Here is a 14,048-nt window from a genome sequence, read left to right as displayed (position 1 = left end):
TTATGAGTCAGTATTTTTATGTTCATCCTGATAATCCTCAGCAACGGTTATTGCGCCAAGCCTGTGAAATTATTCGAGCTGGTGGCGTGATTGTTTATCCCACAGATTCTGGCTACGCAATTGGGTGCCAAATGGAAGACAAGTCTGCCCTTGAACAAATTTGCAGGATACGACAGATTGGCAAAGATCATAACTTTACTTTGATGTGCCGTGATATGTCTGAATTGTCGAACTACGCTAGGGTTGATAATACCGCCTTTCGTTTGATTAAGAATAATACGCCAGGGCCATATACTTTTATTCTAAAAGCCACTAAAGAGGTACCAAAGCGGTTGCAGAACCCAAAACGTAAAACAATAGGTATTCGAGTGCCCGATAACATCATAGCGCTGCAATTGTTAGAAGAATTAAACGAACCCTTAATGTCCACGACCTTGATTTTACCCGGTGAAACTCAGGCCGAATTTGATCCTGAAGATATTAGAGACAAATTAGAACGTCAGGTCGATTTGATTATTAATGGTGGGTACTTAGGTGAGCAACCCACCAGTGTGATCGACATGTCTGAGGGGGGGATTGATATCATCCGCGAAGGCAGTGGCGACACTAGCGTATTTGGTTGAGGCGAATTAGCCAATGACCCAAGAGTCAGCGCCGAATAAAGCACCTATTCAACAGCCATTGCCCCTTGCATTCGTCAATGGCGAGGCAATGATTGATAAACCGGAAGATTTATATATTCCGCCGGATGCTTTAGAAGTTATTTTAGAAGCGTTTGAAGGGCCATTGGATTTACTTTTATATCTAATTCGCAAACAAAAATTCGATATAGTGAATTTGCCAGTGCTACAAATTACCCAACAATACATGGAATATGTTGAGGTAATGAAAGAAATAAAGTTGGAGTTAGCCGCTGAATATTTGCTGATGGCAGCGATTTTAGCCGAAGTCAAATCGCGACTCTTATTGCCTAAACGACCAGACGCCGAAGAAGATGAAGATGATCCTCGCGCTGAATTGATTCGTCGTTTGCAAGAATATGAAGCGATAAAGTTAGCAGCCCAAGAAATTGATGGGCTACCTCGAATGGAAAGAGATCTGTTCAGCGCCAGTGCTACACCGAACGAGCATGTCGCACCAATAAAAATACAACCTGAAGTGAACTTACAAGAACTCGTATTAGCGTTTCAATCGGTGATGAAAAAAGCCAAAGCCTTTGAGCATCATCAAATTGAAAGGGAAGTCTTGTCGACTCGAGAACGAATGAGCAAGATTTTAGAATTATTAGATGAAAAAGACTATCTTGGTTTTGAGACCTTATTTTTTGTATCGGAAGGAAAAGCTGGGGTAGTAGTGACTTTCTTAGCAATATTGGAGTTGGTAAAAGAGAGTTTGGTAGAATTGGTACAAGCTCAACCTTTCAGTCAAATACATCTGAAACTGCGTAATCGAGAAGAGGGTGTATGGCAAGATTAACCGATGAACAGTTAAAACAACTTGTTGAAGCGGCAATTTTTGTTGCCGATGAGCCATTGAGCAAAGATAAATTACAGACCACAGTGTTAGAAGGCCTCAGGGTGTCAAATAAAAAGCTTGATGCCGCGTTAGCTGAGCTGAAATTAGACTATGCCCCGCGAGGGATTCAACTGATTGAGGTCTCATCTGGCTTTCGGTTTCAATCGGTGGATAGCTTGAGCCCTTGGTTAAGCAAATTGTGGCAAGAACAAGCGCCGCGCTATTCTCGGGCGCTATTAGAGACTTTATCTTTGATAGCTTATCGTCAACCGATAACCCGAGGAGAGATAGAAGACGTGCGAGGGGTTTCAGTCAGTAGTCACATTATGAAAACCCTAACGGAAAGAGAATGGGTGAAAGTGGTTGGTCACAAAGAAGTGCCAGGGCGACCTTCGTTATATGCAACAACTAAAGGGTTTTTGGATTACTTTGGGATTAAAAGTTTAGCTGATCTACCGCCCATGCAAACAATTGAAGTGCTTCCTGAGTTGGAGCAAAAAGAACAAGACGAACAGCGACTAAAAACAGTGGCTGAACATATGACATCAGACACAGCGTCCCAAGAAACAGCGATAAATTTGGCTGAACTAGGACCAAATAAAGAGCAAATACATTAATGAGTGAAAAACTGCAAAAAGTACTGGCAAACGCTGGTCAAGGATCCCGTCGTGAGATGGAAAAGTGGATAGAGCAGGGACGTATATCGGTAAACGGTAATGTCGCTACTTTGGGAGACCGAGTAGAAAATACCGATCAAATACGAGTGGATGGTCAGTTGTTAGCCTTAGCCCAAGAAAAGCCGGTGTGCCGCGTGCTGATGTACAACAAACCCGAGGGAGAATTGTGTAGTCGCAAAGATCCTGAAGGTCGCCCCACAGTGTTTGACCGCTTACCTAAAATTCAGAATGGTCGCTGGATTGCGGTAGGTCGCTTGGATATTAACACCAGCGGACTACTATTATTTACTAACGATGGTGAACTGGCTAATCGATTAATGCATCCTAAGCATGAAATCCAAAGAGAGTACGCCGTTCGCGTGTTTGGTGAAGTTGATAGTAAGATGATAGCGCTATTGAAAAAAGGGGTGGAGTTGGATGATGGTATGGCTAAATTTACTACCATATCTCGTCGTCCTGGGGATGATGAAAGCCTAAACTCTTGGTTCAATGTTACCTTATCTGAAGGACGTAATAGAGAAGTTCGTCGTCTATGGGAGTCGCAAGGCGTGCAGGTCAGTCGCCTGATTCGGGTTAACTACGGTGGTTTAGAGTTGCAAAAGCGCTTACCTCAAGGTGGCTGGATAGAATTAACCTTAGATGAGCTTAATCCGTTGCGTAAATCTGTACAATTACCCAATGAAACTGAAAGTTTGATCAATGAAAAGCGTAACAAGCTTGATCACGTTAGGATTAGTCGCATGCGACGTTCAGTCAAAAAGCATAAATTGAATAAGAATTTAAAAAGAAGAAAATAACAATTTAAAAAATGCGAAAAAAGCACCTTTTGATTAAATTCGAAGGTGCTTTTTTTATGCTCTTAAGTGAGTTACAAGGAAATAATGAGTAAACCAATTGAACAGGCCAAGCCTACTGACCACACCAAACTTCTCAGTACGTGGATATCTAACCAATAACAAATAGCATAAATTAAACGTGAGATAACAAATCCAATCGCTAGGTATTGAGCGATATCACCCACGTTTTGCGTAATTAGCGCCGTTAATGCACCGGGTATAAACATGATTAGTGCTTCAAAACTATTTTCGTGAACGGCTTTGGCTCGCGCACCAAAACCGGTGAGTTTACTCTGTTGCGCACGAGGGTTTCGATTGTCATAACCTCCCTGCTTATTCTGCGCAATGGCTAAAGGTGCTTTGAATACAATTGGCATAATAGTGGCAATGATTAAACAGATGATAATAGTCGTCATGAGATACTCACAATGTGAACCTGATTGTCTAAGTATAACGTTAACATCTAAATATTTGTTTAAACAAATACCTTTTTAATTATCACCGATTTATGTGTGCTGGGAAATGTAAAAAATGGCCGTCTACATAAGAGTTATGAAAGACGGCCGAATAGTCGGGAATGACATTTGGTACCGTTAAATAAAGGTATTTACATATTGCTGTCGAATTGAAATTCAACTTTATTCAGTAATTGCGCATCATCAATGTTTAGCTCGACTTCACGATAAAGAATGATTTGACCTGCAACAGTTGCCCCTTGTTTTATACTCAAAGTAGGCACTGAATGATCGTTATTGTTACGATTATTTTTGTGGAAAATGATATCGCCCAGCACTTGCGTGTTGTTGGTTAGCAAAATATCTCCGTTGTGAGTGTGCACAGAACCTTCGACTACAACACCATTTAACTTAATCTCACCATTGATGGTTTCGACCTCTTGAGCAACTTTCGAAGAATGCTGCAAACTGATATCACCGTTGACGGTTTTGACAAAACCTGCACTGCTAAAATGGTGACCCGCTTCAATGTCACCATTTACGGTTGACGCATTTTCGACTGTGACATAATCACCCATTTCGATACTGCCATTGACCGTATCGACAGTTCGAGCAGTCACATTATCGTGTAACTCAATGCTGCCATTTACTGAGCTGACGTTAGAGACGTGTTTACCTTGAGATACTTCTAATCCACCAAAAACACTACTCACGCTATTACCGTCCGATGTGTCGTTACTACCGCCTCCAACATGGATGATGCAACCAGATAAAACGAGCATAGTAGAGGTGGCGATGATTGCTCGTGAAATAGTTTTTAGTGAGTTAGCGCTTAACATAAAATTCCTAAGTATGTGTGATAATTGTAATTTGAGTTGTATTTTTATAAGAAGTTGCAGAACTCAGGCCATATTTTTAACTGTATGATTTTAATGTATTTTTTATTTTATGAGAATGAAATAATTAATTTTTTTAGGCAGAATAACAAAATATTAGTCAATTATGCTGAGTGTTTAGCGATTTTCACAGCGCCTTGTTTAGAGAGTAAATGAAGTCGGGTAGGTCACTCAAATAACGGGATTTAAGCTATTTGGTATTCCCACAAGCGCCGCCTTTCAACGACGCTTTTGAGGGGTAAATTGGGTTTACTTATTTACTTTTTTTCTAAAAGGGTGATTAAACTGGACGTGTCGAATCTACCCCCTCCATTGGCCTGAACTTGGCTATAAAATTGATCTACTAGAGCCGTTAACGGTAAATGTGCCTTCGATACTCTCGCTTGGTCCAATACTATACCGAGATCTTTGCGCATCCAATCGACGGCAAACCCAAAGTTAAACTCATTATCTAACATAGTGCTGGCACGATTATCCATCTGCCAAGATTGTGCAGCGCCTTTAGAAATAACCTCAACAACTGCCTCAGCATCTAAGCCATTTTGTTTGGCAAAGTGTAATGCTTCAGATAAACCTTGTACTACACCGGCAATGCAGATTTGATTCACCATTTTGGCCATTTGACCACTACCAACCGGACCTAATAGCTTTTGCATTTTGGCGTAACAGCGAATTAGCGATTCTATTTTTTGATAGTCCCTTGGCTCAGCTCCAACCATCACGGTAAGGGCACCGCTTTGTGCTCCCGCTTGGCCGCCAGAAACGGGGGCATCTGCATAGCCGATATTTTTGGATTGAGCTATTTGAGCTAGTTCTTGTGCCACTAAAGCCGATGTCGTTGTATGATCAACAAAAATACTGCCTTCTTTCATTGTATTAAATGCGCCTTTATCACCTACTGTTACTTCCCGTAGGTCGTCATCGTTACCCACGCAGGCAAAGACAACATCTTTACCTTTTGCTGCTTCAGCGGGGGTTGCAGCTTTTGCACCCTTATACTCTTTTAACCAAAGCTCAGCTTTGCTATCAGTACGATTATAAACGGTCACTTTATGGCCTGCATTGGCTAAATAGCCCGCCATAGGAAAACCCATGACCCCTAGGCCAATAAACGCGATATTCAGAGAATGATTTTGATTCGACATAGGAATTCCTTTTAAAATTATGCGCGTTGAGCGCTAGTCTGCTGTTCGTCAGTGGTTTTGGTTTTTAAGCCACTACTGGATTCTAAAACATAGGTTTTTGGCATAAAGCAATCTACCGAAGACTCCTGCATTTCTTTGTTAAACTGTTCAGGATAATCATCTGTCAGTAAACAGCCAGCTTCAAGGCTAGGGTATATTTCATCATAACGCTTTATTTCTGTTTGGCTTATGCGCCGATAAATATGCCCTCTGTTGATTGAGCTATGGTCAGTCAGGCCTGCTGAAGAGACTATATCTAAAGTGGCATGTACTGTTTCTTGGTGATACCTGGCCACTCGTTGGGCTTTGTCTTCGACCACGATGCCTTTGGCTAAATTCTTATCTTGTGTGGCAATCCCGGTGGGGCATTGGTTAGTATTGCACACTAAAGACTGCACGCATCCCAGTGCCATCATCATACCGCGAGCGCTATTACAAATGTCTGCACCTACCGCAATATTTCGCACTACGTGAAAGCCGGTAAACGTTTTGCCACTTGCAATGACTTTGATGTCTTTTTTAAGATCGAAACCTTGTAAAATATCGCAAACATACACAAGTGCTTCTCGAAGAGGCATGCCCACTGAGTTAGAGTATTCTAATGGCGCTGCACCTGTGCCACCTTCACCACCGTCTACAGTGATGAAATCAGGTTTTATGCCGGTTTGAATCATGGCTTTACACATCGCCACAAATTCACTTTTTTGACCTATACAAAGTTTGAAACCAATGGGTTTTCCGGCTGATAAATCCCGCAATTGTTGAATAAAATCCATCATTTCAAGAGGCGTTGAGAATGCACTGTGTCCGGGAGGTGAGTCGACGCGGGTACCTGGTTCGACTAATCTTATTCGTGCTATTTCAGCGGTATTTTTATCCGCAGGAAGAATACCACCATGACCTGGTTTAGCGCCTTGTGATAATTTGATTTCAATCATCTTTATCGATTCTTTTTGGGCCACTTGCTTAAACGCTTCAGGATCAAAATTTCCCTGATTATCACGGCAACCAAAGTACCCCGTACCGACTTGCCATACGATATCGCCGCCATTCTCGAGGTGATAAGGGCTAACGCTGCCTTCTCCAGTATTGTGATAAAAGTTACCTAGCTTTGCGCCTTTGTTTAAGGCGCGAATGGCGTTTGCACTTAACGACCCGAAACTCATAGCTGATATATTAAATACACTGGCTTCGTATGGTTGTTTGCAATCTGGACCACCAACCTTAACTCTTGGTTCAGGCTGCTTTTCGTCGTAATGTATCGCGCCTACTGAATGGCTTATCCATTCATAGCCAACATTTTGTGTTTGTAGTTTTGTTCCATAGGGCAGGGAGTCTAATTGACCCTTTGCGCGTTGGTATATAACCGAACGAAACATACGATTAACAGGCACTCCATCAGTTTCTGATTCAAAAAGATACTGGCGCAGAAAGGGTCTTATATCTTCCATTAACCATCGCCCGTGACCGACTATGGGGAAATTTCGTAACAGTGCATGTTTGGTTTGAAATATATCGTAAAAACCAACAACGGTTAGGGGGATAAGAATAATGAGTCCCCATGTAGACGCTGACCATAAAACGCTGGCAAGGATTAACAGCCCCCAACTTAAAAAACAAAATACATAAAATGCTAAACGCATGATTTTCCCCATTCAACACTAAACCACTATTTTGATTAGGATAATGTTCAGTGAACTAGTTTATAACGTCAACCTGAGATTAGATTGAACTTCTTCGATAAGTGTCTTGGGAACATGGTGTTCTTTGGCTAACTTTTGCCATTGTGACACCTGTTCTACGACCTCATCTATGATGCGATCAATTTTTCGTTTATTAAAAATTGGACTTAACTGAGCGAAGGAATATAAATCCTTTCTATCAAAGTTATCACGCTTGCCATTTATAGACATCCAATGACTGTTGACCCATCTACTGCCTGGTTTGTAACTGTACGCTAAGTCATAGGCAGGGGCTAACGTCCATTGTTGCTGTTGATCAAACATAAACGAAATATTTTTTGCATGATCATCGTGATTTTTGGCCACCACATTGAATACCATTCTTCTGAATATTTGTTCGGCTTCTTTAGCAGATAACTTTAAGCTTCGGGCAACGTCAAATAACTCTGCATAAGAATAGATTCCCACTTGCTTAAAACTAACGTGAGCAAGTCCATTTAATGTTTGGACGTGGACTTTGTCATTGCCGATACGATCAAATCTTTGGGTGATAAAGTGTCGTCGTTTACCTTCGTTGAGCAAATAACAGGGCATCATATCTATTTGACTGGCCGTGGCCATTAAATAGTAAACGTATTCCATTGCCCCATAACCGGTGGGATCACCAAATGTTTCCTGGTTCTTATTGTGTTCACTTACCCCATCAAATTTCATTAAATAATGGCTGAACCCGTCTGGCGCATTAGTTTGTCCAGAACGCACTTGGGTAAAATCTGAATTAAATGCTAAAACCGCTTTCGGCCTTGCGCCACCAGCACTCATACCAACCGACATTAGCGCCATCATCGCTTCTTTGTCCTCATAACCTTGTTGATTCAAAGATACATTAAATTTGGACCTTTGATTGACAATGTCTTGGGCAACTTCCACGAGGTTTTCAACCTCAAGTTGCTGTGATGAGTTAAGATTTTTATGCCGGGTCGCTGGGGCAAAAGTTAGTGCGCCCATGCCGCGAGTACCTGTGTATTTTAAGCGTTGAAGAGGGGATATATCCTTTGCTGATTTCCCCTGCGAAGCAACCCATGCATTGATGACGGCATTACCAAAATCATCGGGTAGGGAGTCAGCAACCAATCCGGGGAGGCCTTTAAATGCGGCAAAGTCGGTTTCAGGGAAAGTATAAATCTGTTTTGATAAAGGCATTTTTAACGGTGACAATTGAATACCGGTTTTGATGAATGCCGGAGTGTACTCGAACGCGCCCAACTGTTTATCAGGATCATAGCTAACCGCACCAACTTGGTGATCCAGGTAATTCACTATGACTACCTCTTTTACCATGCCGGATCACCTTTTTTGCTTGCTGGATTATTACCTGATGCTCGTTGTCTTTGTTGGCCTTGCCGTTTGGCTAACTGAATGGGGGACTCGGTTGGAATAGGAATAAACAGATCCAATTGTTTGCTCAATCCCAAAGCGACTAAAATAGCTACCACTGTTTCTAATTGAGCATGACCTTTTTCCGCGCGCATAACCACCTTTCTGGAAAGGCCTGTTTTATCTGCGATGTCTTGTTGCGTTAAATCAGCATTCAGGCGGGCTTGTTTCAAACGTTCACCTAAATCGGCTACAATCTCTTTTGTTTGCATAACTACCTAAAGTGATAAAAAGGACACATTAATAAACATTATACCAATAATGTCCCAATTTAATGACTTTATCAACATCTATCTTAGTGTGCTTATTTTAGGACTTAACATGAATTATGTTTTTTAAAGTCCTATTCTTGGGACTTTATTCTTGGCGGGTTATAATCGGTTTTGATTAAAGAATTGGGTAATTGCGTTAGCATCTATATCAACACCCTGTTTTTCAAGCCAATGGATCGCATCTACCAGTGAAGAGAAAAACTGATAATTAACCTCGGCAGCTTGATAACCAGTAGATAATTGTTGCTTGATTGTATTACTGATATCAGAATCTAGAATCACCACTGCCACCGCTGTAATCCCCAGCTGCTTGCGTAAAAAGGTCTGCTTTTTAAACAAGTTATAAGTTGAAGGTGGAAATAAACTTTCTCCATATAAACAACTTAATTGCGCCCATGGACGGTTTTTATCAACCGTGCGGAAATTGTCAATCGTTTGCTGCAGTGAGCCCTCTAATGCTTCATCATTCCATGGGCCTCGCCCACTAAAAAGTAACACTTGGCCACATTTTCCTATGACATGCTCACCATGTTCTTGCAAAATAACTGTACCTTTAAATGCTTGTCTGACTAAGTTAAAACTATAGACCGGAAAAAGTAAAATTGCGTCTATAAGAATTAAAATATGCGATATTCAGCTAAAACCCATTTGAGCCATAGCGCTTAAATGGGTTTTAGCACAGTGGTGCAATTAAAAATGGTTACTTTTCGTTAGCCAGGTTCAGAGCCAATACCTCACAATTGAGTTCTGCCAAAATGGATTCAGCAGTATTCCCCAGAAATGCAGCGGAAATGCCTTTACGTGCCACTGTGCCTAAAATCACTAGCTGCGCATCAATTTGCTTGACCACATTTGGAATCACTTTTTCTGGCAAGCCTGCAACAACATGTTTTTTTGCCATACTTATTTCATGTTCTTTTTCCATCCCATCGAGTTTTTCACTATGAAATTGGGCACTATTGGCGCTGAGCTTTTCAAAATTGATAGTAGGAAAGTCAATCGACGCACTCATGTTATGCACTAAATAGGCGCTAACAGTATGTATTTCACTGCCGCCTAATTTGGCAAAAAGTCTAGCGGCTTCTAGTATGTCTTTATTTAATGCTACATGATTATCGTCTTTGGCCAACACATCTACCGCTGCCAAAATCGGCGAGTTTGTCCAAGTCTGGTGTTTCACAAGCAATAGCGGCGCTTTGCAATATCGCAGCAAATGCCGATCTAATGGTAACGCAAAGGGATTAATGCTCATGGCATCTGCAGAAATACGTTTTATAACCAGATCAGGTTGAATTTTGTCTACGGCGTCTTCTATCCCTTCATAAACTTCGCGACACCATTCAACATGGGTGGTGCACTTTATGTTCTTTTTCTCGAGATCTTCAGCAATGCTATTCATATAGAGATAGCGATCTGCAAGATATTCTTTTTTCATTTCTTTACGGTGGTCACTAGATAGAATATCGGTCAATTCTAAAATAGGTTCATAAATGACATTGAGAAGATGAATGTGCACTTCATTGAGCTCTGCAAATTTCAAGGCTCGAAGCAATGCTTCATGCTGCTTGCGCTTACCACTGATCACAACTAGAATTTTTTGCGGGGTTTTCATAGTAATCTCCATTAATGAATCAAACTTATACATTCCGACCATACACCGATTACCCAAGCAAAACTTGATGTCGATCAAACTTGATGAATAAACAGTTTAGTTCAATATTTCAGAACTAAATTTTAATTTTTCTGTTCTGCTTCGTTTTTATTCAGCCGAAGGGCTGAGGGCTTCAAAACCATTGACTAAGTCAGAAAGCTCTTCATCAATTGCACTTTGTCTGAGTTTGTTAAATGTCTTTTGCATCTGCTCTTGTAACTCTTCGATATTTTTTTCAGCCCGCTGCATGGCGATTAACCGACTGGCATTTTCGCTCGCGAGTGACTCAATACAACCTTTGAAAAGTGATGTGAAAATGTATTCTTTTATCAGCGTGCTAATGGTGAGCGTATTATTGACTAACAATTGTGGCAGACATTGATTAGGCCAAGTTAGAGAAACAAATTCGTGTTTCCACTTTTGGTCAATGGGTAATATTCGCTGAAAACAGGGGGCATAGTTAGGTTTATCTAGGGTACGATTGAAAAACAGATAGACCTCTTTGAGCTGATTGGTTTTTTGTTGGTGTTCAATTTCCAACAAAATTTCAGATACAAAAGAAGTAATGCTTTCTATTGAATTAGGCAGTGAAAACTGTTTTCCAAGTGGTGCATTTACGCCTTCTAGCAAAGATTGAATTCGTTCACCGGCGGTCCAAATAACTTGCGCTGCGCCGAAGTCTTTCCGTTTTGAATTTAAAAAGTCTACTAAAATATCATTAAATTGCCCCACTAATCCTTGATCTGAGCCAATTACAATTATGCCTATTTGGGTTTTATGATCTGATGGTTTAGATACTTTATCTGTTGTTGGGTAGTCACTTTTGTCGGTATTTAGAAAATAAGCCACTAGTCCTAATTGCACAGTTCGATAATAATCATCAAGTGAAAGCACGGCGTTTTCATATTGGTTGATATTGGCGGCAGCCATAGCTTTCATTGTTCTAACAACTGATTTTAAATCAGTTGCACTTACAATTTTACGTTGTAAATCGCTATTCGATTCACTCATATTAAGCTTCGCCAGTGACAGTGCTTTGGTCAATAGCAGCGTCAGTATTTGTATGGAAAGGTTCAAGCACCTCTTTAAACATTGCAAAGATGAGGTTTTGTTCATCTTTATTAAGGTCGTTGCTTAATTCTAAGTTGTTCAGAATATCCTGACTGAGGGTATTTATTCCTTTCACTACCGCATCTTGTGCCTCTTGGATATGTTCTAACGGAATAGTGTCAAAGAAATGATTTGTCAGGGCTAAGAGCACAACAATTTGTGCTGACACTGCTAGCGGTGACGATTCAGGTTGTTTAAGACAGGCACGAATGCGTTTTCCGTGCTCAATAGTCGCCAAACTATTTTCGTCTAGGCGTGCACCAAAACGGGCAAATGATTCCAACTCTTCAAATTGTGCATACTCTAATTTTAACGTACCTGAAACGGCTTTGAATCCAGCGCGTTGGGCTTTTCCGCCTACTCTGGAAACTGATTTTCCTACATCTACTGCCGGTAAAACCCCTAAATCAAATAATTTAGGAGATAAGTAAATTTGTCCGTCGGTGATTGAAATTAGGTTTGTGGGGATATAAGCCGACATATTTTGTTCTTCGGTTTCGATTATGGGTAAAGCGGTAAGAGAGCCGCCTCCATTTTCTTGATTTAAATGGGTAGAGCGTTCAAGTAATCTTGAGTGCAGATAAAAAATGTCGCCTGGAAATGCCTCTCTTCCTGGTGGTCTGCGTAGCAATAAAGACAACTCCCGATAGGAACGAGCATGTCGAGTTAAATCATCATAAACAATTAATACGTCTTTACCCGCATGCATGAAGTACTCGCCAATACTGGTTGCAGCATAGGGCGCGATATAATCTAAGCCTGGTGGATCATTACCCTCAGTGACCATTACAACCGTATAATCGAGGGCATTATGCTGTTTTAATGTGGCGATAGTTTTTGCAATCGAAGATGACTTTTGGGCGATTGCACAGTAGATACATATTACATTTTTGTCTTGCTGATTTAATATGGTATCAATGGCGATGGAGGTTTTTCCGGTTTGCCGATCGCCCATAATTAATTCCCTTTGCCCGCGTCCAACGGGGAGTAGGGCATCGAGCACCTTAATTCCGGTTTGTAATGGTTCTGTAACTGGTAAGCGTGACATGATCTCAGGTGCTGGACGCTCAATAGGTAAGCGTGGCGTTTGTGCAAGTTGACCTTTGCCATCTACGGCATGACCTAGAGGATTAATGACACGCCCCAGTAGGTGTTCGCCCACTACAATGTCCATTACCCGGCCAGTTCGCTGTACTTGGTCACCTACGCTTAATTGACAATAGTCACCTAACAATACGACGCCAACCTCATTTTCATCTAGATTAAACGCAATGCCGAAGATATTATTTGGAAAAAGTACTAATTCCTCAAAGCCAACACCTGGTAGTCCAGTAACCGATGCGATACCTTGGGACACACTTTCAACAATGCCTATTTCCTGAAGCACACAATTGATATTCGCATCACCATTGGATTGTTTTAGTTGTGCAAACAGTGAGTCATAGTTTTGCTTTAAACTAGGCTGAGGATCCGGCTTCATTTTGTCTCCGCACTTATTTAATTTCATCTGTGTTTGGGCTCTTACTGGCGTCAAACTGGGTCTCGTCATCTGCTAAGTCAAGTGAACTTGTTTTAGGTATCTGATGATTGATATTCTCTTTTAATAGATTTAAATAATTGTGTGCACTCCAGGGTATTTTCCAACCATCAAAAATAACCTCTATGCCACAAATTAGCTCAGGGTTGAGTGTGTAAATAAATTTGATTGCTTCAGCGTTATCTTTCGAATAGGTTTTAATGAACCATTGCTGTAAGGCGTTTTTTTGCGCCGCGCTTAACGCAAAGGTACTGTGAATAGAAATGTGTAAATTTGAGTTAATAGCTTTATCTATTTCAGCGTGTTGTTTGCTGTCCATAATGGTGAGTTGTAGTAATAATTTGTCGAACATCAAATTTTGAACGTCACTATCAGCAAGATCCCGCAGTACTTTTCTACAGGTGGCATATACTTCCTGCATACTTTTTATTACAACTTCTTGTTGCAAACTTTGCATATCTTGCTCTATTCCTTGCAGCCGATTAGCAAGAATATCCGCGGCCTCTTGTTGTGCCAAGGCAAGTAATTTTTGTCGTTCGTCTTTGGCCTCTTGATTGGATTGACGAATAATCTCGCTGCGCTGTTTTTCTATTTGGCTTAGTTTTAATTGATACTCAGCTTGAAGTGCTTCTGCTTGCTGGTTTTTATCATTTGCGGCACTTAAAATCTGCGCAATTTTGGTTTCTCGTTTATTCAGACCGTTGATAATGGGGTGATATAAAAAGCGTTTTAATAACCACAATAATATTAAAAAATTGACGGTTTGAGCGATTACGGTAAACCAATCGATAGGCAT

15 protein-coding genes are annotated in these 14,048 nt (G+C 41.0%); 4 read left to right on the top strand and 11 right to left on the bottom strand.

Annotated features, from left to right (window positions below; translation table 11 throughout):
• Window positions 1–2 precede the first annotated feature (2 nt).
• From ABWV72_RS05340 to rluB, 4 genes are read left to right on the top strand one after another with little or no spacing between them, the layout of a single operon-like run.
• A complete protein-coding gene (locus ABWV72_RS05340; RefSeq protein ID WP_216048476.1) occupies window positions 3–623 on the top strand; it encodes an L-threonylcarbamoyladenylate synthase in 621 nt (206 codons plus the stop codon).
• 13 nt (window positions 624–636) lie between these two features.
• On the top strand, window positions 637–1,476 hold the full coding sequence (locus tag ABWV72_RS05335) for a segregation and condensation protein A (protein WP_216048477.1): 840 nt from the start codon (window positions 637–639) through the stop codon (window positions 1,474–1,476).
• The gene (scpB, locus tag ABWV72_RS05330) at window positions 1,464–2,132 is read left to right on the top strand and encodes an SMC-Scp complex subunit ScpB (RefSeq protein WP_342804553.1); all 669 of its coding nucleotides are present in this window, start codon (window positions 1,464–1,466) and stop codon (window positions 2,130–2,132) included. Before ABWV72_RS05335 ends, scpB begins: the two co-directional genes overlap by 13 nt.
• Complete coding sequence (gene rluB / locus ABWV72_RS05325; protein ID WP_216048479.1) at window positions 2,132–2,989, top strand: 23S rRNA pseudouridine(2605) synthase RluB; 858 nt, start codon at window positions 2,132–2,134, stop codon at window positions 2,987–2,989. The genes scpB and rluB overlap by 1 nt, the downstream gene beginning before the upstream one ends.
• Window positions 2,990–3,060: 71 nt before the next feature.
• Here the strand turns inward: rluB and ABWV72_RS05320 are convergent, their stop codons facing one another.
• The 11 genes from ABWV72_RS05320 to ABWV72_RS05270 all read right to left on the bottom strand — a co-directional run bounded on the left by ABWV72_RS05320 (window position 3,061) and on the right by ABWV72_RS05270 (window position 14,048).
• Window positions 3,061–3,444: an MAPEG family protein gene (locus tag ABWV72_RS05320; RefSeq protein ID WP_216048480.1), complete on the bottom strand. Its 384-nt coding sequence runs from the start codon at window positions 3,442–3,444 to the stop codon at window positions 3,061–3,063.
• Between the two features lie 191 nt (window positions 3,445–3,635).
• Window positions 3,636–4,322 (bottom strand): DUF4097 family beta strand repeat-containing protein, encoded by a 687-nt coding sequence (locus tag ABWV72_RS05315; protein WP_353369172.1) that lies wholly within the window; start codon window positions 4,320–4,322, stop codon window positions 3,636–3,638.
• Window positions 4,323–4,636: 314 nt separating this feature from the next.
• The gene (locus ABWV72_RS05310) at window positions 4,637–5,524 is read right to left on the bottom strand and encodes an NAD(P)-dependent oxidoreductase (RefSeq protein ID WP_303500808.1); all 888 of its coding nucleotides are present in this window, start codon (window positions 5,522–5,524) and stop codon (window positions 4,637–4,639) included.
• Window positions 5,525–5,541: 17 nt separating this feature from the next.
• Entirely contained in the window at window positions 5,542–7,206 is a 1,665-nt protein-coding gene (locus tag ABWV72_RS05305) for an FMN-binding glutamate synthase family protein (protein ID WP_342804552.1), read from the bottom strand.
• Window positions 7,207–7,266: 60 nt separating this feature from the next.
• Entirely contained in the window at window positions 7,267–8,586 is a 1,320-nt protein-coding gene (locus ABWV72_RS05300; protein WP_353369169.1) for a type II toxin-antitoxin system HipA family toxin, read from the bottom strand.
• A complete protein-coding gene (locus tag ABWV72_RS05295; RefSeq protein WP_216048485.1) occupies window positions 8,580–8,894 on the bottom strand; it encodes a helix-turn-helix transcriptional regulator in 315 nt (104 codons plus the stop codon). The genes ABWV72_RS05300 and ABWV72_RS05295 overlap by 7 nt, the downstream gene beginning before the upstream one ends.
• Before the next feature lie 159 nt (window positions 8,895–9,053).
• Window positions 9,054–9,494, bottom strand: a complete 441-nt coding sequence (locus ABWV72_RS05290) for a hypothetical protein (RefSeq protein ID WP_353369167.1) — start codon at window positions 9,492–9,494, stop codon at window positions 9,054–9,056.
• Window positions 9,495–9,654: 160 nt separating this feature from the next.
• Complete coding sequence (gene uspE / locus ABWV72_RS05285) at window positions 9,655–10,566, bottom strand: universal stress protein UspE (protein ID WP_353369165.1); 912 nt, start codon at window positions 10,564–10,566, stop codon at window positions 9,655–9,657.
• Between the two features lie 147 nt (window positions 10,567–10,713).
• Complete coding sequence (locus ABWV72_RS05280) at window positions 10,714–11,616, bottom strand: F0F1 ATP synthase subunit gamma (RefSeq protein WP_353369163.1); 903 nt, start codon at window positions 11,614–11,616, stop codon at window positions 10,714–10,716.
• Between the two features lies 1 nt (window position 11,617).
• Window positions 11,618–13,195 (bottom strand): alternate F1F0 ATPase, F1 subunit alpha, encoded by a 1,578-nt coding sequence (locus ABWV72_RS05275; protein WP_353369211.1) that lies wholly within the window; start codon window positions 13,193–13,195, stop codon window positions 11,618–11,620.
• Between the two features lie 13 nt (window positions 13,196–13,208).
• Window positions 13,209–14,048, bottom strand: a complete 840-nt coding sequence (locus tag ABWV72_RS05270; RefSeq protein ID WP_353369161.1) for a F0F1 ATP synthase subunit B family protein — start codon at window positions 14,046–14,048, stop codon at window positions 13,209–13,211.

Source organism: Aliiglaciecola sp. NS0011-25, from assembly GCF_040370605.1.
GTDB classification, from domain to species: domain Bacteria; phylum Pseudomonadota; class Gammaproteobacteria; order Enterobacterales; family Alteromonadaceae; genus Aliiglaciecola; species Aliiglaciecola lipolytica_A.
This window is presented reverse-complemented; position numbering and strand designations above follow the sequence as displayed.